Source organism: Treponema denticola (assembly GCF_024400535.1).
Classification (GTDB): domain Bacteria; phylum Spirochaetota; class Spirochaetia; order Treponematales; family Treponemataceae; genus Treponema_B; species Treponema_B denticola_C.
Map to the genome: position 1 here is coordinate 2,211,805 of NZ_CP038800.1, position 23,467 is coordinate 2,235,271.

Sequence of the window (23,467 nt, forward strand, 5' to 3'; positions counted from 1 at the left end):
AGTTATCCATAGGAATAATTTTATATTGACTTTTAATACGTAATAATCTATACTTAATACGTATGGAGGTAAATATGCCAAAAAAACTTACTTTAAGTATCGATAATGAACTGATAGATTTTGCCCATCTTTACTCCCGAAAAAGCGGAATATCTATTTCAAGGTTATTTGAACAATATCTTATGAATTTACGGAACACCGATAACCAACACAAGCTTAACCCCAAAACAGCCGCCTTGTATGGAATCTTTGAAAAACACCCTATACCGGATAAAAAAGAATTGCGGAAAGAATTTTATGAAAAAGGTTCTAATTGATTTAAATATAATTTTGGATTTTCTTAACAAACGTAATTTTCACGAGGAAGCGGCAAATATTATAAATATGTGTGTCGAAAAAAAGCTATTCGGTTTCATTGCTGCTCACGAAATAACAACCCTATCTTATTTTTTATTAAAAGAAAAAAAAGATAAAAACAAGGCAGCTGATATTATTTCTGCCCTTCTTGATATGTTTAATATAATTCCTATTGATGAAAAAATTTTAAGAGAAGCTTTATTTTCTCCGGTTAAGGATTATGAAGATGCTGTAATTGAAGTAAGTGCCGTAAAAAATAGTATTGACTACATAATTTCAAGAAATTTAGGCGATTTTAAATCGGCAAGAGTTCAAGTCTTTACGCCGGAACAATTCTTTATAAAAGTATCAAACTCTTAAATCGACTGAAAGAGGAGGTTCGTATTTTGACGGCTCTCCATAGCGGACAAAAACGGAGGCGGTATCCGAATCGAAAAATCCAGCTTCCGTTAGGCAGGAAGTAAAAAGCTTTTCCAGATCAGTTTTTTCCTTTTGTGAAAGTTCGGAGTCTTCACGCATAAATATAAACTCTTTATCCTGCAAAGAAAAAATCCAAGATTCGTCTTCGCCGGAATTTTTAAAATTACAGCGAAGTACCAGAGACCTAAGCTTTTTTAAGCTTATATCCAATAGAAGAGCCAAAGAACCTGAGGCCTTGGAAGAATCAAATTCTCTGTCAAAGGGAAGGATTATCCAATGAAGACCCTCACCTTTTAAGTGATTTATCATCTCCAAAACTTCATCATCATTTTTTTCACCGCCGCCGCCGAAAAGGGCTTCATAGATTTGCGAAAAAAGCTCATCAGAAAGCTCAATGCCCTTGTTTTCGATAAGAGAGGCGGCAAAGGCGCTTTTTTCCTTTTCTTTTAAAGAGGCTCGGCCTGATGCCTTAGCTGCCGTCTTTTTGTGCAAAAAGTTAAAAATGCGGTTTATCGATTTTTCATCAAGGCGGCTTTCTATCGCCGTAAAAAAGGCAAGAATACTTGAAGTCAATTCGTTTTGCGGAAGTCCAAGTTTAGAAAAGATGTCCTTTGAAGAAGAGGCGTCATCTCCCTTTTCGGGAATGAGAAGAACTCTATCAGAGTCGATGACAACTCTCATTTTTAGACTGTCGCCTTCCTTTAGGCTTCCTGAAACATTCCCCTCAAAAATACTTCCGTTAAAAAAAATACGGGCTGCCCCGTCCGTCTTTAAGCTTAAAATTTTAGCGTTTACAATATCGCCGTTTTTTAAGCTCATCGAACCTGAGGCAGCCCGTCTTGAGGCGGTAAAAAAAACTTTTGTACCGTCCGTATAAATCACAAATTTTTTGCCGATTTAAAAGTTTAAACTCAAAGTTTACGAGTCTTTTTTGGTAATAAGGGTCTTAATCTTAGCGGCCTTACCTACCTTATCCCTGATATAGTAAAGTTTAGCTCGGCGTACCTTTCCAGGGCGTACAACTTCAACCTTAGCAATTCGAGGTGAATGAAGGGGGAAAACTCGTTCAACCCCTACACCGTAAGAATTTTTTCGTACGGTAAATGTTCTTCCGATTCCGGAATTTTTAAAACAGATTACCAAGCCCTCATAAACCTGAATTCGCTCGGTCTTTCCTTCAACGATTTTAAAGTGAACTTTAACCGTATCTCCTACACGGAAAACGGGAGGGTTTTCAGCCTTTTGCTGAGCTTCAATTTTCATAATCAGATCACTCATTTTCAAACTCCTTAAGTATTTTTTCTGCTTCCTTTGTCCACATCCCGCAATTTCTTGCCTTTTCGATAAGGTCGGGCCTCGTTTTAAGCGTTTTTTCGATACGCTTTTTTAGCCTCCACTTATGGATATTTAGATGGTGTCCTGAAAGGAGCACTTCGGGAACCTCTCTTCCCTTAAAATTTCTTGGTCTTGTATATTGCGGGTACTCAAGCAAAAATCCTGAAAAACTTTCTTCTTCAAGCGACTCGCCGGAAATAACTCCGTCTATCAGGCGGTAAACCGCATCGATTATCACTAGGGCTGCAAGCTCGCCTGAGGACATAACATAGTCGCCGACCGAGATTTCATCATCAACATACTCGTCGATTATTCTCTGATCGATTCCTTCATATCTTCCGCAGACAAAGACGAGAGCCTCTTCTGACGAAAGCTCTTTTGCCAGCTCTTGGTTAAAAGGCTTCCCTGACGGGGTAACATATATTACCCGTTTTGAAGAAGCATTAACCGAGTCCAATGCGAGGCTCAAAGGTTCCGGCAAAAGTAACATTCCTGCCCCTCCGCCGTAAACAATGTCATCGCATGAGCGGTGCTTGTCAAAAGCAAAGTCTCTGATGTTTACCAAGTTGCAGCTAATAATTCCCTTTTCTACAGCCTTGGCCATAATCGAAGTTTTAAAAAAAGCTTCGGGTATTTCGGGGAATAAGGTCAGCACATCGAATCTCATTCAAGAATCCAGCGGTGCATGAGCTCCACGGTTTTGGCTTTTAAGTCGATTTTTCCGATAAATTCCTTATTAAAGGGAACATAAAAGCTCGATTCCGCAGCAGCCTCGGAGGTTTTGCCGGCTATTTCTAAGAGGTAACCGCCTCCGCCTTCTGCTACACTTGTTATTTTTCCAACAAGAGTTCCTTCGCATACAAGATTACAATTACAAAGATCATGGACATAAACTTCGCCCTCATCAAGGGGAGCAGCCTTGTCCCTAGGAATAAACAATTCCGAACCCGTCAAACACTTGGCGGCTTCGGGGTTGTCTATCCCCTTAAATTTTACAAGAGCATCGGCCTTTCTTAAATTAACTTCTTCAATTTCAAACCAGCCGTCTTTATATTTTTGCTCTCTTAATTTTTCCTTAAGAATACTTAAAAAAACTCTGTCAAAACTTAAAAAATGCTCGTATTCCCCGGAAAAACTTTCAACTTTTACAAATCCTTCGACCCCGAAGGTGCCGCGGATTCGCCCTGTTGCAAGCAAATCCATTATTAGTCTACAATTTCAAGCGAATAACGCTTTCCCGACTTTCCTGCACTTGCGCTCAGCAAGGTTCTGATCGACTTTGCGATTCTTCCCTGCTTTCCGATTACCTTGCCGATGTCGCTCGAGGCTACTTTAAGCTCGATGACTGTTCCCTTTTCGTTTTCACTTTCCGATACCGTTACGGCGGAAGGATCATCAACGAGGGATTTAGCAATGTATTCTATTAAATCTTTTTGCATTTTGTTTTCCTTTTCACCTGTCAAGTGATTTTACACTTATAGAGTGAATTCTTTTTTGTTAAGTAAACGTCTAACTGTGTCGGTGGGCTGTGCACCTTTTCCCAACCAGTTTCTAACCCTATCAGCATCAAAAGAAATCTGTTTTTCTGCCGTTTCGATCGGATGATAAATGCCGACTTCATCGATGGTTTTGCCGTTTCGGGGTTCTCTTACATCCTGAACAACAATTCGATAATAAGGGCGTTTTTTAGTTCCGAGTCTTTTTAGTCTGATTTTTACCACGTAAACCTCCCGGGATTAACCCAAAATTTCAATATAAAACCCGTGTTTTAATGAAAATACGAGTAGGAAAGCATAATACTATAAAGAAAAGAATTAGTCAATAGGGAATTTACATATCCTTTATTATTGTCATATCGTTTGATTGGTATTCCGGCATAAAGCGTTTTATAAGACCGGTTTCAAATTGGATGTTTACTACAAGTTCTCCGCTTGAAGCATCGGCCTTAATTATTGCCCCGTAGCCGTAATCGTCGTGATAAATTTTTTCTCCCTTCTTCCATTTGGAAAGGAGGGGGTGTTCTTCTTTTTTTGTGCTAAAATCGGTAGGTATTTGTTTCCCGAAGCTGCCAGAAAAAGTAGAATAAGAAGATGAGGCCTCCGAGATGTTTACTAGACCTTGATCTATTTCGAAGATAAAGCGGCTTGGCTGGGTAAATGTCAGGCTGCCGTAAAGGCGGCGCGAGGAGCAGCTTGTCATGTAGAGAGCATCCTTTGCACGGGTGCAGGCTACATACATAAGTCTTCTTTCTTCTTCAAGCTCATCAAAGTTTCCGTTGTCTCGGGGGAATACTCCCGTTTCAAGGCCCGTGATAATTACGTTTTTAAATTCCAAGCCTTTTGTATTATGAATGGTAATGAGGTTTACGGAATCTTTTTTTTCTTCGGACTCGGCAAGGCTTCTATCCAATTCGATGTGCTCTAAAAATTCGTTTAAGCCCTTTACCGAAAAATCGTAAAGAGAGGCCGTGTTTGCAAGCTCGTTTAAGTTTGCAGTCTTTTGGGTGCCGGATGCCGAGTCTACCGATTCGTAATATTCGGCGAAGCCCGATTGTTTTAAAACCTCATAGATAAAAGGCGCCAAGCCTTCGCCCTTCGGTTCTTCTTTTTTAAAAAAGATGTCTCCGGCTTCTATTATACTGCGTAATTCTTTTATTGTGTTTAAAAAATTCTTTAAGCCTTCTTTTGCTTTTTTTGTGAGGGAGACTGAATTAATGAGGGCAGATATGGCCGAGATATAATCGTCCTTGGATTCCAAGCTGAGCTCATCGCTTTTTTGAGAGAACATAAGTTCCCGAGAAAGATCGATTAATTTTTTTTGAGTAATTTCTCCTACACCTCGTGCAGGCTTATTTATGATACGCCTTAAAGCCACCTCGTCCCTTCCGTTTGAGATAAGAGCAAGAACGGCAAGTGCATCTTTTATTTCTTCCCGCTCATAAAATTTTAAAGTACCTATAACCTGATAGGGAATTTTTTTGTGTAAAAAATCCGTTTCAAAATTTAAGGATTGGGCGTTAGTCCTGTACAAGACAGCCCAGTCGGAATATGCTCCTCCGTTTTCGACTTCTTGCGATATAAGGCGGGCACAAAGTTCCGCCTCGGTTTCCTGATTAGGCAAAAAATAAATATGAGGCTTTTGTCCCTTTCCTCTTTCGGCCACAAGGGTTTTACCGAGACGGCCCGTATTCTTTTTTACAACGGAATCTGCTACCGCAAGAATTTCCGAATATGAACGGTAATTTTTTTCGAGTCTTATTATCTTCGTGTTTTTAAAAGTATCTGCAAAGGTTAATATGTTTTGAACTTCGGCGCCGCGGAAACGGTAGATCGATTGGTCATCATCTCCTACAACACAGATATAGGTATTTTCTCCCGTGAGGACTTTTAAGAATTCAAATTGGGCTATGTTCGAGTCCTGATATTCATCGACCATTATTACGGAAAAACGGTTTTGAAGAGATGCCCTGATTTGCGGATTTTCTTTTAAGAGCATAACAGGAATCATGATAAGATCCCCGAAGTCTACGTTTCCGGTTTCTTTTAACCTCTTTTGATATTCGGCATAGATTTTTGCAAACTCGGGATTAGGATCAACTTCCTGCAAAAGCGGATCATCGGGGAGAAGGCAATAATCCTTTGCACGCGAAATTTTTTTTATGATACCGCGGGCCGCATTTTTTGTAAGGGCGGGAGAGGCTTGGGTTAAAAGGGAAAGAGCGTCGTCATCATCATAGATTGTAAAATTATGTGAAAGCCCTGCCCATTCCGCATACATGCGTAAAATCCATGCTCCAAATGAATGAAAGGTTCGGATCATTGCCCGCTCTGCTCTTTTATCCAGATGAGATGCTCTTTCGGACATTTCTTTGGCTGCCTTGTTTGTAAATGTTACGGCGAGGATGCGTTCAGGTTCGATATTATGTTCGCCAATAAGGTATGCAATCTTGGTAGTAATAACCCGGGTCTTCCCTGAGCCCGCTCCCGCAAGAATCAAAAGAGGAGAACCCTGATGCTTAACAGCCGCAAGCTGCTCTTCATTAAGAATGTTCAAATAATCCGGTTGAGCCAAAACAATCCTCCCAAAAAATTAAAGACCTTTCAGTTAAGCTAAGGTTTTGCATTGTACCACGTTTTTACGGATTGTACAAGGGAAAGAATAATAAGGATTGATGGTGCTAGGCTGAATTTAAAAATCGGTATTAAAATATTCTTTTTTCCAGTTCATTATAAAAATATTCTTCAATGTTTGATTTCTTTAGGTTTTTAAATACCGCCTCCCATGATAATTGAATAAAGTTTCGGCTGTCTTTCAATGAATTTATAAATAATTTAAAATCGGAATCTTGATTCTCGTTAGAAAATAATTTTTGGGGAGCAAGATTTATCAGTTTAAAATTATTTTCTGCAAATATATTTCCTATAGTCCAATTTCTGATTAATTCATAATATGATGATTTTTTTGCAGCTTTAATATCGGTATAAAATTTATCCAATAAGTATTTATCATAATTTCTATTGTCTGCTGCTTGCTTATCATTTCCGGATTTTACTTTTACTTCTACAAACACTGATTCAGACTTTGTGATAATTATAATATCCGGTTCCGTGTAATATTTTTTGTCTTCTCCGAGGCTGTCACAGATATGTTTTAATTTTTCCGTACATCCCGAATTACGATTTATTTGAGGAACTCCCCACATTAGAATTTCCAAAATTCCATTTTCCAAATTAAATATTTGTTGCAAGACAGGAAGTTTATCATTTACAAGAAAATACTTAATGAATATCCAGCTGACGGCATCCTCGGATGTGGAAAACCTCAGTTTAATTTTCTTATTTTCTCTATTGGCTGTGTTTAATGTTTTTTTAAGAGTTTTATCCAGATATTCTAATAAATTATTAGGAATATTATTTCTGTAATCTTTATAAATAAAGGTAGGATTTATCTTAGCATTTGATGCTCCGATTTGACACTGTATACAACGCCTGATACAATCCTCGTATTTTGAGGCTTTTTTTGGTTTGATATCAAATTCCTGCATGATGGAATTACACTTAGGACATTCTATTTTTTCCATATTTACCTTCTTTTCCTAGTCATTATAACATATTTGGAGTAGATAAAACAATGGTCGTTTAAACCTGCATCCATACACATATTCAGTTTTTTATGGTATAATATAAACCGTAGGAGGTTATTATGAATCGTAAAATTTTTTGTGAAAAAGATGGGATTTTAATTACATATACCGATAACGATGTATGTTTTGAAGATTCTAAAACAGCCGAAGCTATCTTGCTTACAAATAGAGGAGAAATAATACATTCTAATTTTGATGTAGAAAAGAATGAATATTTTAAAAATTATCTTAAACAGATTTATCAATCTATAACGGCATTCCGCAATCTTGATGCACTGGAGAGCGCCTGATGCCCATATATCTCCGTACTGCAGGTTATAAAATTTATTTTTGGTCAAATGAATACGGTGAAGCTATTCATTTTCATGTCACAAAGGGCAATCCAAGCAAAAATGATACAAAAATTTGGGTTTTATCGAATGGGTCTTTTAAATTAGCTCACAATAAGGGTAAAATTCCTGAGAAAGATTTGACCCGCATTTTTTCTGCTATGCAAAGTTACTATTTTGACTTTATAAATTTTTGGAAAACATATCATGACTCAGAAGTACAATTTTATAATTAAAAGGAGCTCCCGGTTACATGAAATCTAAATCCATAAAAAAAATAGCCTTATGCACTATTTTTCTTTTTGCTTTAATTTTAATAGGAATTGTAAGTATAAACATCTACATGCTTAACTATTCGAAACCTTATATTTATAAAAACATTTCCGGCTTGCCGGAAAAATATGTTGTAATCGTACCCGGAGCTAAGGTATATAAAAACACGGTTTCGCATGTTGTGAGGGATAGGATCGAAGCCGCCGTAAATTGTTTAAAAAACCAAAAAGCCGAAAGGGTTTTGATTTCAGGCGACCACGGAAGAAAGGGCTATGATGAGGTAAACAGAATGCGTATTTTTATGCAGGATATTTACGGCACTGATGAGAATCTAATCTTTATGGATCATGCAGGTTTTTCTACATATGAAACAATGTACCGTGCTCGGGAAATCTTTTGTGTTGAAGATGCTGTTGTGGTAACACAGGCCTTCCATACTGCAAGAGCCGTCTACATAGGAAGAAAATTAGGCCTCGATGTCATAGCCTATGAAGCTCCTGAGGTTTTAAAGTACAGCAGGGAAACCCGTATAAGCTGGGAAATAAGAGAAGCCTTGGCAAGGGTAAAAACTTTCTTTTTGGTAATGTTCAATGTGAAGCCTACATTCCTCGGTAAGAAGATACCTATAACGGGAAATGCAAAAGACACATGGGATTTTTAAATATTAAAACCCCGCTCTGCCGGCCAAAGGACGGCATGGCGGGGTTATTTTCAAATAATCGGAAAATATAACAAGTTAGCCTTTCTAAATTCAGTAAATATTTTAGCATTATTTTTGCAGAATATTGATTTTTCCCTGAATTTTTATTATTTTTTATACATGAATATAGATAAGTATACAGTTAAGGCATCGGAAGCCGTTCAAGAGGCTTCTTCGCTTGCCCAAAGAGACGACCATAGTCAGGTTGAAAGTGAACATCTTTTGTATGTTCTTTTAGAACAAGAGGATGGAATTGTTCCGCCTTTAGTAGAAAAAATCGGAGTAAGTCCCGAAAGTCTTTTGGATGACCTCGACAAAATGCTTGACAGAAAGCCCCGTGTTACGGGACAGTCCGCTCAAACTTATATTTCGCCCTTACTTGCAAAGGTTTTTGCAAATGCCGAAGGCTATGCAGATAAATTAAAAGACGAATACGTTTCTACCGAACATCTTTTACTCGCTCTAAGTGAATCTAAGGACGAAACGGGAGAACTTTTGCGTTCACGGGGTATCAATCTAAAAAATCTCCTTTCTGCCTTAAAAGAGGTACACGGGAACAACAGGGTAACGAGCGAAAATCCCGAATCTACATTTAGAAGTTTGGAAAAATTTTGCCGTGACCTTACACAGCTTGCAAAAAATGAAAAGATAGATCCCGTAATCGGACGGGATGAAGAAATAAGGCGGGTAATGCAGGTTCTTTCCCGCAGAACAAAAAACAATCCCGTTTTAATCGGAGAACCCGGAGTCGGAAAAACGGCCATAGTCGAAGGCCTTGCAAGGCGTATCGTTTCAGGCGACGTACCTGACAGCTTAAAGGGAAAAAGACTTTTATCCCTTGACCTCGGAGCCTTGGTTGCAGGAGCAAAATTCCGCGGCGAATTTGAAGAAAGATTAAAGGCCGTAATTTCCGAAGTACAAAAATCCGAAGGCCGAGTCATTCTTTTTATCGACGAGCTTCACACCCTTGTAGGTGCCGGAGCAAGCGAAGGCTCGATGGATGCTTCAAACTTATTAAAGCCGGCCCTTGCCCGCGGAGAGCTCAGGGCGATAGGAGCCACTACCTTAAACGAATACCGAAAATACATCGAAAAAGATGCCGCCCTTGAACGCCGCTTCCAGCAGGTTTACTGCCCCGAACCTACGGTTGAAGACACAATAGCAATCCTGCGCGGCTTACAGGAAAAATATGAAGTCCATCACGGGGTACGCATAAGGGATGAAGCTCTCATAGCGGCAGCCGTACTTTCCAACCGTTATATCACAAACCGCTTTTTGCCCGATAAGGCAATCGACCTTGTAGATGAGGCTGCAAGCCGCCTTAAAATGGAAATAGAAAGCCAGCCTGTAGAGCTTGATCAGGTTGAGCGCAAAATTCTTCAACTGAATATCGAAAAGGTTTCTATAGGAAAAGAAAACGATACGGCCTCAAAGGAAAGGCTTTTAAAACTTGAAGAAGAATTGGCGGAGCTTTCTTCAAAACGGAATGCGATGCAGGCCCAATGGCAAAACGAAAAGTCCCGCATTAACGAATCCCGCAAATACAAGGAAGAATTGGAACAGCTCCGTATCGAAGAAACCAAGTACAGCCGGGAAGGAAACTTAAACAAGGCAGCCGAGCTAAAATACGGAAAAATCCCCGAACTCGAAAAGAAGATAGCTGCCGTTACTGCCGAGCTTGAAAAAAAGGCAGGCCAGCAGGGACAGCTTTTACGCGAAGAGGTTTGCGAAGAAGACATAGCCCGAATCGTTTCAATGTGGACAGGTATTCCCGTCGCAAAAATGCTTGCAAGCGAAATGCAAAAATTTTTGCAGCTTGAAAAAGTTTTACAAACCCGCGTCGTCGGACAAGATGAAGCCGTAAGGGTGGTTTCGGATGCTATAAGAAGAAACAAGGCAGGCCTTTCCGATATGAACCGGCCCTTGGGAAGTTTTTTATGTATAGGCCCCACCGGTGTCGGCAAGACCGAATTGGCTAGAACCCTAGCCGACTTTTTGTTCAATGACGAAAAGGCGCTTACCCGAATTGATATGAGCGAGTACATGGAAAAACATTCCGTGAGCCGCCTGATAGGAGCTCCCCCCGGATATGTGGGCTATGATGAGGGAGGCCAGCTTACCGAGGCCGTAAGACGGAGGCCCTACAGCGTAATCCTCTTTGACGAAATCGAAAAAGCGCATCAGGATGTTTTTAACGTCTTTTTGCAGATTTTGGATGACGGGCGTCTTACCGATGGGCAAGGCCGTGTAGTCGATTTTAAAAACACAATTATAATTATGACCAGCAACATAGGCTCCGAGTATATATTGACCGCAAAGGACATGGGAAGCATAAAAGAAGAAATTACCCAAATCCTCCGCGATAATTTTAGGCCCGAATTTTTAAACCGTATCGACGAAATCCTAACATTTAACAGGCTCGAAAAAGAGCATATCCGAAAGATTGTCGATATTCAGCTTAAATCCGTTGCAGAACGCTTGCAGACCCGCAGACTAGGCTTAAAAGTTTCGGATAAGGCTAAGGATTTTCTTGCAGACATAGGCTACGACCCCATGTTCGGTGCCCGCCCCCTAAAGAGGGCCATACAGGCCGAGCTTGAAAACAAACTCGCCCGCGAAGTCCTTGAAGGTAAATTCCCTGAAGGCAGCACAATACTGGTAGACAAGGGAGAGGACAGCCTTATCTTTAAGAAGGGGTAAGAAAACAGCTCCCGATTTGTCTTTAAAAAAAGGTGAAAAATTAAACGATAAAAAAAAGCGTTAAGAAAAATCTTAACGCTTTTTTGTTTAAAAAGAAGAATAGTAAAAACTACTGACACACAAAAAATATTGTCTCAATAATTTACACTCATTCTCAATTGAAAATTTTCAGACTCTGTGCTATTATTATGTTATGAAAAGTTTAAACTCATTATCAAAGCAGCTTTTAGCAGCTCTAGTTCTTGTTTTGTCGGCATCGGTTTTTATGGCCGGTTGTAAAAAAAATGACCAAGCCTTGCAAAATGCAATGGATGATATTGAAAGCATAAGCTACGGAGCCTTAAAGCGGCTTGAGCCTATCAATGTGATTTTTAAGGAAGAAATAAAGCATCCCGAAAACCTTGAAAAGGCCTGCGTTTTAACGCCTAAGCCTTCCGGAGAATGGAAGATAATGGGTAAAAATCAAATTACCTTTACCCCCTCATCAGCCTACAGCTTTAAAACCGATCTTAACCTGGAATTGGATGTAGGCCTTCTTCTCGAAAACACCGAAAAGAAAAAGGCAATCAGCCTTACATTCAACATAGCTCATCCTGAGTTTAAACTTATATCGGGAGAACTAATCCCCGACGAAAAAAAAGAAAATATTTTTAGATTTGAGGGTATCGGCGAAACCGATATACCTGAAACCCTTGCCTCAATAGAAAAAATGCTTACTGCCGATTTAAAGATTGGAAATTCAAAGTCAAACCCTGCTATAAAGGTTAGCCAAGGAGCCGCCTCCAATCAATATAAGATAAGCATAAAAGAGATAGGCAGAAAAAAACAAGTTCAAGAATTGAACCTATCATGGAATTTGGAAGCTCTCGGCGGAGAGGGCTCAAGTTCTGCAAGTTTTACCGTAGCTGCTCTATCGGTTTTTCAGGTAACTTCTTTTTCTCAAGAAACGGGAAGCGAAATACAGGTAAATTTTTCAGATATGCTGGACTCTTCACAAGATTTAAGAGGCTTTATAAGACTTGAATCGTCTCCCGAAATTCCTTTTAGATACGGCATTGACGGATATAAGCTTAAAATCTTTTCACAAAACGGGCTTTTCCCCGATAATACACGCTTATCGGTACTGCCCGGCATAAAAAACTCAAGAGGAAAAAAACTTGAAACCCAAGCCGATTTTTCCATAACGGTTGCTTGGGAAAAACCGTCAATACGCTTTACAAAGGCCGGAAACATAATTCCTGCAAAGGAAATGTCCGTCCTTGTTTCTACAAAAAATATCAGCGGCCTTATGCTGGAAGCCTTTCAGATCTACGATAAAAATATGACGCAATTTCTCCAGATAAATACTATAGACGGAAGCTATGAGCTAAATCGCGTAGGAGAACCCGTCTGGCGGCAGAGCTTTGACCTTGAATGGAACAGCTCGATGAAAAACAAAACGGTTCAACATTCCCTCGACATCAGCAAGCTGATAAAGAAATTCCCCGGCGGTATGTTCGAACTTCGTGCAAGTTTTACAAAAAAGCACAGCATGTATGAATCCTCTTCCAAATCCAACGAGTTTTCGCACCTTCCCTTCCCCAAGGATATAAGCGAAATTGAAAACTTTAAAAACATCGAAACCGATTATTGGAATAATTCCGATATAGAAGACGAAGACCGTTATAAATTTTGGTCGAACCGGGAAAACCCGAATCATCCGGCCTTTTATCTTCCGTCATACAGCAATTACTGTATGGCAATAAAAAGAATTTTGGTTTCAAACATAGGCTTATCGGCAAAAAAAGACAGGGAAGGAAAACTTTACATCAGTGCAGCCGACCTATTGACGGCCGAACCTATGAGCGGTGTAAATATAAGTTTATTTAACTTTGCTCAAAAAGAATTTGAATCGGGCAAAACCGACGGCGACGGGCTTTTAATGCTCAAAAATGAAAACGATGCCTTCCTTATAAGAGCCGAAAAAAGCGGAGATGTAAACTGGCTTCCCCTTAATTCCGAAGTGCTTTCTACAAGTCATTTTCAAGTAGAAGGAGAGTCTTCAAAAAAAGGAGTTAAGGGTTATATTTACGGAGAACGCGGAGTTTGGCGCCCCGGAGACGATATTCATCTTGTATTTATTTTACAGGATTTGGAAAAAAATCTCCCTAAAGATTACCCTGTTAAATTCTATCTTGAAGACCCATTAGGCAAAAAAACGGATACTAAGGTTTTTACTTCTTCGGTAGACGGCTTTTATAGGATAGATACTAAAACCAATGTTCAAGATAAAACCGGTACATGGTATGCAAGAGTTACAGCCGGAGGAAAGACCTGGTCTAAGAGCATAAAGGTTGAATCCATTGTACCCAACCGTCTTTTTGTAAACCTTGATCCCAAAGCAAAATATTTTTCCGAAGGCTATAATCCGGCGGTGCTTGGAGGCGAGTGGCTCCATGGGGCAAAGGCTTCCGGCTTAAAGGCCGAAATTTCAGCCCGCTATGTTTTAAACCGGACACCCTTTGAAAATTATAAAAACTACAATTTTATAAATCCCGAACTTAGCGTACAACAAGACTCAAACACAATTTGGGAAGGGACCTTAGATGATTCGGGAAAAGCCGACATAAATCTTTATCTTTCATCCGAAGCAAAAGCTCCCGGAAAACTAAAAGCGATTTTTGAAACAAGAATATACGAGCCTTCAGGCGCCTTTTCTACGGAAAACAAGGTCTTTGATTATTCGCCATATTCACGCTATGTCGGAATGCAGATTCCTAAAAGCGATGATGAGTATAGAGATATGCTTTACACCAATAAGGACCAAACCCTGCATTTTGCGGTTTTGGATCCTGAGGGAAATCCCGTAAAAGAAGGCGTAAACTTAAGCGTAGACCTTTATAAGCTGGAATGGTATTGGTGGTGGGAAGCAGATGAAGAAAGTGCCAACTATACAAATTCAAGGTACACGCAACATATAAAAAACTGGAATATTTCGGCAAAGGGCGGAAAGGCCGAGCTTAAGATGAAGGTTACGGATGGAGATTGGGGCAGGTATTTGATTACTGTTTCAGATCCGAACGGAGGGCACAGCTCGGCTCAGGTAGTATACTTTGACTGGGAAGGATGGGCCAGCCGAAAAACAAGCGATGAGTCAAGCGATTCAATCATCATGCTCACAACCGATAAAGCAAAATACTATGCCGATGATACCGCCGAAATTACCTTCCCCGGATATGAGGGTGCAAAAGCCCTCATAACGCTCGAAAAAAACGGCAGGGTTCTAAAACAAGAATGGATAAAATCCAAGGGAAAAATTTTCTCGTACAAATTAAAACTTGATCCTTCGATGGCTCCGAACATCTACGCCCATGTAAGTTTAATACAGGAGCACAGCCAGACAAAAAACAGTCTGCCTATAAGAATGTACGGCATAACCCCTGTAATGATTGAAAACAAATTATCAAGACTAAGTCCCGTGATACAAGCGGAACCGAGCTATGAACCCAACAGCAAGGTTTCGTTTACGGTAAGCGAAGAAAAGGGAAGACCTATGACATTTACCGTTGCCGTTGTAGACGAAGGACTCTTAGGTCTTACAGCCTTCCATACAGGAAATCCTTGGGACAGCTTTTATAAAAAAGAGTCCTCGCAAATTACCTCTTGGGATGTTTATAAATATGTAATCGGAGCCTACAGCGGCAATATAGAATCGATTCTCTCGGTCGGAGGAGGAGGCTTTATAGATAACAAGACCTCAAAGAATGCGGAGCGTTTTAAACCCATTGTTTACTTTTTCGGCCCCTTTGAAATCAAAGCAAAGGAAAAGAAAACAATCGAATTCGATCTTCCTCAGTATATCGGAGCCTTGCGCATTATGGCAGTTGCAGGAAAGGACGGAGCCTATGGCATAAAAGAAGAAACCGTAAAGGTAAAAAGCGATCTTATCGTAATGCCTACCCTTCCCCGCACCATGGGAATAGGAGAAACAATCGAGGTTCCCGTAACAGTCTTTAACGGAACTTCTTCCGAAAAAAAGGCAAAGGTAGTTTTAAAAAGCGAGGGAGCTATAAATATAAGCGAAACAAAAGAGTTAAGTATCCCTGCAAATTCCGACTCTTCCGTTTTCTTTAAGGTAAAAACGGATAAGGGAGGCATTGCAAAATTCACGGCGGAAGCCTCGGCCTCAGGCATTTCAAAAACGGCAAAGGCCTTTACCGAAATAGATGTGCTTTCCAGAGGAATACCCTACTCTACAGTCGAGCTTATAAATATTGAAGCAGGAAAAACATTTGCTAAAACCGTTCCTCTAAAAGGTGAAAACGGAACAAAGAGTTTAAGCGTAGAAATTTCTCAAATGCCGGCCCTAGGACTTGAAAACCGCCTGGCCTATCTTTTAGGTTATCCTTACGGCTGTATCGAACAGATAACATCTAAGGCCTTCCCTCAATTATACCTAAACACGATAACGGCCTTAGACCAAACGGAAATCGACAAGGCAAAGAGCAATGTAAACTCGGTTCTAAACCGATACATAAACTATCAGCTTAGGTCGGGCGGATTCAGCTATTGGCCGGGCGGCGGATATGAAACTTCGTGGGCTACAAACTATGCAGGTCACTTTATGGTCGAAGCAAAAAAGGCCGGCTATGAAGTAAACGACAGCATCTATCAAAGCTGGCTTTCCCACCAAATCGACATGGCAAAAAATTGGGCAGGCACCTATGCGGACAGCATGGAAACTCAGGCCTACCGCCTATACACCCTTGCCCTTGCTGGTAAACCCGAAATAGGAGCTATGAACCGCTTAAAAAATATGGAGCAAAACCTCAACTCCGTATCAAAGGCCTTCCTCGCAAATGCTTACAGTCTTGCAGGCCACAGCAGTACGGCCAAGGCAATGCTCGAAAAGCTCTATGAGCCGACCACAGTTTATAGGAGCACGGGCGGAAACTATTCGTCCAATATCAGAGACTTGGCTTTAATCTTAAATGCTTACACCACGGTCGGAGAAACCTCAAGGACTACAAATCTTATTTCAAAGCTTGCTAAAATTTCTTCAAGCAACGATTGGCTTTCGACACAGGAAACGGCTTGGATTCTTTTAGCCTTAGCCCCTCACTACGCCTTCGACAAAAATAAGAGTGCAAACTATGAGATTGTAACCGAAGAAAATGTAATCAAGGACAAATTGAATAATACATCTAAACTCCATAATATTCCTGTAAATACCGAAACGGCAAAAAAGATGGAAATTAAGAATACGGGAAATACACCTATCTTCGCTGCTATAAACACGGCAGGAAAACTTAACCCGGGAAGCGAAACCCGTATCGAAGAAAACTTAAAACTTTCGGTTGTATATCAAAACGAGGATGATCAAGAAGTTTCGCCCGAGACCTTAAAAAAAGGACAGAGGTTTAAGATGAGGGTAAGAGTCGACAATAAGACTCAAGGCGCCCTTGAAAACCTTACCCTTTCAATCCCCATTCCGACAGGCTGGGAAATTACAAACACAAGACTCGGAGGCGATGATGATACGGATTCGGAAGACGAGCGCAACACAAGGCAATTATATGACTTCCAAGATTTAAAGGATACTCATATTTACACTCACTTTGCCTTGGACGGCTACGGCACAAAGGACTTTGAGTTTACGGGAACCGTAACATACGGAGGAGAATACTATATACCGGCAATCTTTGTCGAGGCTATGTACGATTATGCTTACAGGGTAGTCATCCCCGGCACAAGGCTCAAAGCTTTTTAAAAAATTTTAATGGCTCTTGCTTGATAAGTAAGAGCCATTTTACCGTTTTAGGATTTATGAAACTATTTTTTAAATACTGTAAAGAAATTTGGAAAGAAAATAAGGCCTTGGTTTCTCTTATCTATTTTTTAACATTCCTCCTCGCCTGCGTAGAAATAAGCCTGCCCCTCTTTTTTAAATTGCTTATCGATAAAATAAGGGAGGGAATAAGAGGCGGCTCCTTTGCTATCTATCTTCTTTTATATATTTGCTGTTTACTGGCAGGAAACCTTTTAAATGTTTTTTGGTATCAATTATTGGACAAGGCCGGAGGGATAATTTTACTGCGGATCCGCAATAAACTTTTTAAGAGCATCATAAATGCTCCTTTTCAAAGGATAAGCAATACCGGAAGAGAAAAGATTAAAAATATTTTATTCAATGATACCATGAGCGTTTTTTCAAGCTTAACGCTTTTCCGAATCCGCATCTTTTCAAATCTTTTAATGCTTGCTCTATTTTTAATTTTTGTTTCAATCTTAAATCCTTCTTTGGGAGGTTTACTCTTTCTTATGGCCGGCACAGGATTTTTGATTTCTTTACTGGCAAGAAAAACCATAAAAAAGAATTCTCAAAATGTAAACGCAGAATTAAAAAAAACTAATGCCCTTACAAATTCCTTTATAGATTCAATCGAACTGTTTAAGACAAACGATTTAGAAGGCTACATTGAAGAAAAACATAAAAAAATGCTTAAAAATTTTATCAAGCTTGCCCGCAAAAACGATTTTACCCAAGTCTTTTTAAAAAATATTTTGGCAAACATCAATATGGTTTTTACCCTCCTCGCCCTATCCTTGGTTATAGTTTTAGGTAAAAATACATCAACAGGCGACTTATTATTTTTATTTTTTATATCAAACATGATCTTCTCTTTCAGTACTCAAACCGAGCAATTGATCTCTGCCTTTTATGCAAACCTTCCCGCATTTGAACACATTGAAGAAATACTACAACTTGACAAAAAAGACACGGAAGAAAAAACTTTCAAATGGGAAAGCTTACAATCTCTTTCGTTTGAAAATTTTTCCTTTGATTATAATCTTGATAATGATAAAAAGCCGGCGAGTACGCAAATGCCTGCTCCCTTAGTAAATAATCTCAATATGACTTTTTATCCGGGGGATAGAGTAAGAATCTGCGGTAAAAACGGAAGCGGAAAGACTGCTCTTTTAAAACTTTTAGCAGGTCTTCTTGAAGCCTCAAGCGGCTCAATCCTCATCAACGGAAAAAACATCAAAGAATATTTATCTCAATTTAAAAAGAATAAAATTCTTTATATAAGTCAAGATGAGTTCATTCTCAACGAAACAATCGAAAAATATTTTAAAGTAATGAAAACAGGCCTTAAGACAGAAGAAATCTCCGCTTTTTTGCAAGACTGGGATTTTTCCAAAACAAAAAATGATGAAGACATTTTAAACTTTATCCTCGAAGACAATGCAAAAAATATTTCCGGAGGCATGAGAAAAAAGCTCCTTGCCCTAAAACTCTTTGCCCGAGCAAAGGAAGCCGATATAATACTCATAGACGAAATCGAAGCCGGAATGGATATTCAAACCATTAAACGCTACCGCAGTGAAAGAAACAGACTTTTAGGCAATTCTCAAGCAAAGATAGTCTTTGAAATTAGTCATACCGAGGATGAAGACGATTTTTTTACACGCCTTCTTAAAATCGAGTCAGGGAAAATATATTAAATTAGCCGGCATAAACTAAGCATAAAAAAAGCCCCCTTGCCTTAGAGGCTTGGGGGCTTTAGTTTAAAAAGCTAAATTAAAAAACGGTTTGCTCTGAAATAGGTGTTTCAAGAGCTTTTAATGCTTTTTCAACAAGTGATCGGCGGAGTTTTTTCTCATCTGCGTCGTTCATTTTAGGATCACCGAGCGGGTGAGGAATAGCTACAGCCGGCACAATTCTGTTAGCACCAACAGTCTTTGAGATAGGAACAACAGTTGCAATATGTACTACCGGGAGGAATCTCTCGATTTCTTTAACCATCGTTGCACCGCAACGAGTACATGTGCCTCACGTAGAGGTAAGAATTACAGCCTGCACTCCATCTTTTACAAGTTTTTGAACAATTTCTTCGGCAAATTTCTTTGCACGCTTTACAGCGGTACCGTTTCCTACCGTTGTATAGTACTTGTCATGAAGCTTTCCGATCTTTCCCTCTTTTTCCATGTCGCGCAAAACGTCTACAGGAAGAACCCTGTTGGGGTTTGCGTTACAATAGGTCGGGTCATATCCGCCGTGAGCCGTTTCACTGTCTTTTGATGAAAGAGCAGCCATACCTGCGATTGAATATTCGCCGTAGTGTGAAGCGTTTGAAGCTTCAATGTGGTCGGGGTTACCCTTGGGTACAACACCGCCTGAGGTTACCAATGCAACCTTTGCCTTGGTAATATCCTTAACGGGAGGCTGAGGAGGGACTCTGTCGAATACGGGCATCGGATATTCGGTTACGAATTCTTCACCCTTAATCTTCTTGATGAGCATGTCAACAGCTCTCTTTGCACCTCTTTCTTCTGCAAAGTAGTTTTGGCGTACGCCTCTGGGTAAGAGACCTTCTTTTTCAGGGCAGCAAATTTTTTCGCCCTTTAAAAGTTTTTTAGCCAAAGCTCCGATAGCAGGAACAGCTTCTCTCATGCTTACAGCAGAGTTGCCTGTCTTGATTGTGTACATAAAGGCTTTGAATACATCATAACCGGGGTTTTCTTCATAGAGACCAGAAATAGCGGGGATTCCAAGCTCAAAAGCAACCTTTGCTGCGTTACCGCAAGCCATACCGTATCGTCCGGCGTTAAATCCGGGACCGGCGATAAGAAGGTCTGCTTTTGTATCTGTAAGAACTTTTTTTACGAATGCAATAGCTTCTTCTTCGTGCTCGTTAAAAAAGTTATCACCGCAGATAATGGTCTTGACGATCTTTCCTGCATCTCCTAAAGCACCTTGAATTCCGGTACCGGGACCTGCTGTTCCGTCAATAACCTCCGGTTTGTAGTCAGCCATGTCTTCTCCGCCCTTTCCGGCAAAGAACTGATTGATATAATGAACAATTACTTTACTCATAGCTTAACTCCTTATAGTCCTCTTGCGCTAAGATTCCAGAATCCGAGCTCGTTTGTAGCACCGGTAATAACCTGAATTTCAGCTTCGATTGTTCCGTCGGCATGTAAACTTCCGTCCCAAGCACCTGCAATAACATTTGCCTGTTTTACATCTCCGATGATGGTCTTCATCGGGGGAAGTTTTACAACAGCGTTTGCGTTTCCGTTAGAAACTACAGCATTTCCTAAGGGGTTCGAGTCAGCAAGAGACTGACTTGCACCGTCTTGACCGGCATATTCGTCGGTTACGAGAACGGTCTTGATACCCATTTCTTCGATCTTGCGGCAGTTCATGATCAAGTCGGCATCGGGGTTTCCGAAACCTTCTTCAGAAACGATAACTGCATCGCAGCCGAGCATCTGAGCCAACTTTGCTGAAAGGTTAGAAGATCTTTCCTTGTCTGCAAGAGTAACGTTTTCGTTTGTAACAATTACACCCATGAAGTTGATGTCTTTTCCGTGTCTCTTATAGAGTTCATGGATAATGGGGCTGTTCTGGTGAACATAGGTCGGGTTTTTATCGCATGCAGAAACGCAGTTACCGCTTACGATTGCACCGTCCATAACTTCTGTGGGGTACATCATGGTGGGAAGAATCTGCTTTACATCGACACCGTAGTAGTAGGTATCGTGTAAAAGTCCCTGACTCTGGAGCATGTAAACATAGCCTACCTTGGGAAGGTTGGGATATTGTTTAGCCTGCTCTACGAAGGGAAGTGTTTCGTAGGTTTCTACAGAAGCGGGTTTTACGTTTTTAGCAGCTTCTCCGAGGTATCGGGCTGTTTTTAAGCCCATAAGGCGTAAGGCCTTCTCTTTAATAGCACGGGTAACATCGTCTTGGATTTTGCAATCAACAACGAGGTTTACGGTCTTTGAGAAGGGTGTATATTCAGCACCCGGACCGCTCATGTCGATGATACCTTCCTGGAAACCAACAACGGTTCCGGTTGTAACTACAGCAGCACCCTTCAATACGTGGGTTTTACCTGCTCCAACAACAGCCTCTTCACCGGTAAAGAAACCGGGGAAGCAAACGCCGCTGCCTTCTACCTTGCATCGGGGTTCAAGAACATCTTTTACAGGGATAATTCGGGTATTGTCGCCGGGCTTTGCAATGTGCAATTCAACGCCGGTTACAAGCGGATCTTCCTTGATAAGAGCCTCAAGTTCAGCTTTGTTTACTTCAAGGCATGTTCCGTTAACGGCAGTTTTGTTTCCAAATTTCATGTCGTTAATGGGTATAATACCTAATTCAAGTTTCACTTTTGACCTCCTATTATTTTTAGTCAATAGATTGATTACTTTGCTTTTATTATAACAGGAATTAAGTATATAGTCAATTCTAAAATTTGAATTTATGAGTATAAAATGAGTAAAATTTTATCGTTTCGAGTATTTGCAGCCGCAGTAATCCTGTCTGTAAAGACCGTATTTTTTGCTTAAATTTATAGAATCAAGATAGCCGTTCCTTTTTTTAAAATCGCTCGGCAGCCATTTGCAGCCTTCGTTTTCAAGGGAAAGGCCGATAGAATTAAGTTTTTCCGCATTTTTTAGGGGACTTACCGAAAGAGTTGAAGTAAAAAAGTCAAAACCGTCCTTTTTAGCCCTTTCGGCAGTTTTTTTTAGCCGCAAAAGGTAACAGCGCATACAGCGCTCCCCCCCTTCGGGACAATCTTCCAAACCTTGAGAAATCTCAGAGAATTCTTGCGGATCATAGGCCTCTTTGATTATTTCTATCTTGTGAGATGATAGATTTTCTTCGTTATATATGGAAATAAGATGTTTTTGTTCCTCGGCCCTTTTTGAGTACTCCTCATCCGTGTCTATATTGGGATTATAATAGAAAACAGTAAGCTTAAAAAAAGGAGCAAGCTTTAAGATAACGGAAGAGCTGCAAGGTGCACAGCAGGAATGAAGAAGAAGATTAAATATTCTTTTCTCGCTTGATAATGAGGCTATCAGCTCCTGCATTTGCCTATCATAGTTCTGCTTAGGTTCTATCATTTAGGTAAGAGAGTTTTAACCTTATCACTTATTTTTTCTACATAGGCATTTAAGTCCTCTATCTCTGAACGGTGAAATCTAAAACCTATAGCTCCCGGATGACCGCCTCCGTCTTTTATATTAAAATCGGTCAATAAAGTTCTTAGATCTATACCTTTTACATGTTCGGATGCCCTGATTCTCAATTGAATCTTATCTGAAATTTCTATCGGGTCAAAATAAGCGGAAATACCTACCCCTCCGGATTGTTCAGCTATAAAATCTGTAGCCCGTTTGATAACGCCTAAAAATTGGTTATAATCTACTCCAAAACTTAAATAGGCTGATTGTTTTTCGTCAAGAAGGATAATTCCAACTCTTCCATCATAAACAGCAGTCTTCATTATATGTTTATATAGTTGAGTATCCTCAACCGAAAGTTTTTCAAGTATTGCCAAAATCTCTTCTACAGAGCTTATATTTCCGGACCCCTTATCAAACTGAACATTAAGGATTGCATTGAATTTTTTTAAAAAATATTCATAAAAAGCCTTGTCCCTTTGTTTAAAAAGATAGTTCCCTAATTTTGCATCCCCTATCATGCCTGTAAGCATGGCAAGGACTATATTACGCGAATATAAATTTTTTATCTCATACTTTTTTAGTATTTCGGGTCTTTTTTCAAGTTTTAGGCACATTTGAGCTATTATTTCACAGGTGCTGGATGCCCTCATCGTTAATCTATAATCAGGATCTCCAGAATATCCGGCATCAGCAGCAAAGTGATGATCCAGCTCTACCTTTGGAATATTTTTATTCTTTAAAAAAACTTCAATTTGCTCATTAAAGGCTATCATATCAGGCTTAGGAGTATCCAATATAAAAATAGCTTGAGGATCGATTGTTTCAGTGATATGCTTAACAAACATTGAAATCGAATTATAATTGCATATATCTGCAAAAAAAGCAAGATTTTCCGGAATGTTTTCTTCTAAAAAAATACTTACTTTTTTGCCGAATTTCCTTAACAATAAGCCCATAGCAACAACAGAGGCTATACAGTCTTCATCAGCGTAGACATGTCCTAGAAGCAAAAACTCGGTTTTTGAATATATAAGCTCAAAAACCCGCTCAATTACCTCATTTTTCTGACGAATACTGAGGGGAGAATCTTTTTTAGAATCAGAGCTGTTATTATTTAAACAAATCATTGCAATACAGTATATCACATTTCTAAAAAATATCAAATGTTTTTTTCCCTTTTTTGTAAATAATCATAAATATAAGGATTTATTTAATAAAAATTTAAATTCTGCTTGTAAAATATTT

General features: G+C 39.8%; 20 protein-coding genes. 8 read left to right on the forward strand and 12 right to left on the reverse strand.

Annotated elements, in window-relative coordinates; genetic code table 11:
• The first annotated feature begins 74 nt into the window (after positions 1–74).
• Complete coding sequence (locus tag E4N78_RS10395; RefSeq protein ID WP_255810483.1) at positions 75–317, forward strand: DUF6364 family protein; 243 nt, start codon at positions 75–77, stop codon at positions 315–317.
• Complete coding sequence (locus E4N78_RS10400) at positions 298–717, forward strand: PIN domain-containing protein (RefSeq protein WP_255810484.1); 420 nt, start codon at positions 298–300, stop codon at positions 715–717. Before E4N78_RS10395 ends, E4N78_RS10400 begins: the two co-directional genes overlap by 20 nt.
• On the opposite strand, the gene E4N78_RS10405 is transcribed toward E4N78_RS10400, so the two are convergent.
• From E4N78_RS10405 to E4N78_RS10440, 8 genes are all read right to left on the reverse strand, one after another.
• The gene (locus E4N78_RS10405) at positions 706–1,659 is read right to left on the reverse strand and encodes a hypothetical protein (protein WP_255810485.1); all 954 of its coding nucleotides are present in this window, start codon (positions 1,657–1,659) and stop codon (positions 706–708) included. The genes E4N78_RS10400 and E4N78_RS10405 overlap by 12 nt on opposite strands.
• Before the next feature lie 36 nt (positions 1,660–1,695).
• A complete protein-coding gene (gene rplS / locus E4N78_RS10410; protein WP_010692350.1) occupies positions 1,696–2,055 on the reverse strand; it encodes a 50S ribosomal protein L19 in 360 nt (119 codons plus the stop codon).
• Positions 2,048–2,779 carry a tRNA (guanosine(37)-N1)-methyltransferase TrmD gene (gene trmD / locus E4N78_RS10415; protein WP_147624008.1) on the reverse strand — a complete coding sequence of 244 codons (732 nt, stop codon included), beginning with the start codon at positions 2,777–2,779 and terminating at the stop codon, positions 2,048–2,050. Before trmD ends, rplS begins: the two co-directional genes overlap by 8 nt.
• Positions 2,776–3,315, reverse strand: a complete 540-nt coding sequence (gene rimM, locus E4N78_RS10420) for a ribosome maturation factor RimM (protein ID WP_253698827.1) — start codon at positions 3,313–3,315, stop codon at positions 2,776–2,778. The genes trmD and rimM overlap by 4 nt, the downstream gene beginning before the upstream one ends.
• 2 nt (positions 3,316–3,317) lie before the next feature.
• A complete protein-coding gene (locus tag E4N78_RS10425) occupies positions 3,318–3,551 on the reverse strand; it encodes a KH domain-containing protein (protein ID WP_253717942.1) in 234 nt (77 codons plus the stop codon).
• A 36-nt stretch (positions 3,552–3,587) separates the two neighbouring features.
• Positions 3,588–3,833: a 30S ribosomal protein S16 gene (rpsP, locus tag E4N78_RS10430; RefSeq protein ID WP_253730840.1), complete on the reverse strand. Its 246-nt coding sequence runs from the start codon at positions 3,831–3,833 to the stop codon at positions 3,588–3,590.
• 109 nt (positions 3,834–3,942) lie between these two features.
• Positions 3,943–6,183 (reverse strand): ATP-dependent helicase, encoded by a 2,241-nt coding sequence (locus E4N78_RS10435; RefSeq protein ID WP_255810487.1) that lies wholly within the window; start codon positions 6,181–6,183, stop codon positions 3,943–3,945.
• A gap of 130 nt (positions 6,184–6,313) precedes the next feature.
• Positions 6,314–7,192: a hypothetical protein gene (locus tag E4N78_RS10440; RefSeq protein WP_255810488.1), complete on the reverse strand. Its 879-nt coding sequence runs from the start codon at positions 7,190–7,192 to the stop codon at positions 6,314–6,316.
• Between the two features lie 122 nt (positions 7,193–7,314).
• On the opposite strand from E4N78_RS10440, the gene E4N78_RS10445 reads away from it, so the two are divergent.
• The 6 genes from E4N78_RS10445 to E4N78_RS10470 all read left to right on the forward strand — a co-directional run bounded on the left by E4N78_RS10445 (position 7,315) and on the right by E4N78_RS10470 (position 18,745).
• A complete protein-coding gene (locus E4N78_RS10445) occupies positions 7,315–7,545 on the forward strand; it encodes a hypothetical protein (RefSeq protein ID WP_253692115.1) in 231 nt (76 codons plus the stop codon).
• Positions 7,545–7,820 carry a DUF4160 domain-containing protein gene (locus E4N78_RS10450; RefSeq protein ID WP_255810489.1) on the forward strand — a complete coding sequence of 92 codons (276 nt, stop codon included), beginning with the start codon at positions 7,545–7,547 and terminating at the stop codon, positions 7,818–7,820. Before E4N78_RS10445 ends, E4N78_RS10450 begins: the two co-directional genes overlap by 1 nt.
• 17 nt (positions 7,821–7,837) lie before the next feature.
• On the forward strand, positions 7,838–8,518 hold the full coding sequence (locus E4N78_RS10455) for a SanA/YdcF family protein (RefSeq protein ID WP_255810490.1): 681 nt from the start codon (positions 7,838–7,840) through the stop codon (positions 8,516–8,518).
• Positions 8,519–8,677: 159 nt separating this feature from the next.
• Positions 8,678–11,257: an ATP-dependent chaperone ClpB gene (clpB, locus tag E4N78_RS10460; RefSeq protein WP_255810492.1), complete on the forward strand. Its 2,580-nt coding sequence runs from the start codon at positions 8,678–8,680 to the stop codon at positions 11,255–11,257.
• 193 nt (positions 11,258–11,450) lie between these two features.
• Positions 11,451–17,006 (forward strand): alpha-2-macroglobulin family protein, encoded by a 5,556-nt coding sequence (locus E4N78_RS10465; protein WP_255810493.1) that lies wholly within the window; start codon positions 11,451–11,453, stop codon positions 17,004–17,006.
• 56 nt (positions 17,007–17,062) lie between these two features.
• On the forward strand, positions 17,063–18,745 hold the full coding sequence (locus E4N78_RS10470) for an ATP-binding cassette domain-containing protein (RefSeq protein WP_255810494.1): 1,683 nt from the start codon (positions 17,063–17,065) through the stop codon (positions 18,743–18,745).
• A gap of 76 nt (positions 18,746–18,821) precedes the next feature.
• On the opposite strand, the gene grdB is transcribed toward E4N78_RS10470, so the two are convergent.
• The 4 genes from grdB to E4N78_RS10490 form a co-directional block, all read right to left on the reverse strand.
• Positions 18,822–20,117 (reverse strand): glycine reductase complex selenoprotein B, encoded by a 1,296-nt coding sequence (gene grdB / locus E4N78_RS10475; protein ID WP_255810496.1) that lies wholly within the window; start codon positions 20,115–20,117, stop codon positions 18,822–18,824.
• A gap of 11 nt (positions 20,118–20,128) precedes the next feature.
• On the reverse strand, positions 20,129–21,418 hold the full coding sequence (locus E4N78_RS10480) for a glycine/sarcosine/betaine reductase component B subunit (RefSeq protein WP_002674584.1): 1,290 nt from the start codon (positions 21,416–21,418) through the stop codon (positions 20,129–20,131).
• Between the two features lie 117 nt (positions 21,419–21,535).
• Positions 21,536–22,159, reverse strand: a complete 624-nt coding sequence (locus E4N78_RS10485) for an epoxyqueuosine reductase QueH (RefSeq protein WP_255810498.1) — start codon at positions 22,157–22,159, stop codon at positions 21,536–21,538.
• Positions 22,156–23,349, reverse strand: a complete 1,194-nt coding sequence (locus E4N78_RS10490) for a DHH family phosphoesterase (protein WP_255810499.1) — start codon at positions 23,347–23,349, stop codon at positions 22,156–22,158. The genes E4N78_RS10485 and E4N78_RS10490 overlap by 4 nt, the downstream gene beginning before the upstream one ends.
• Between the last annotated feature and the right edge of the window lie 118 nt (positions 23,350–23,467).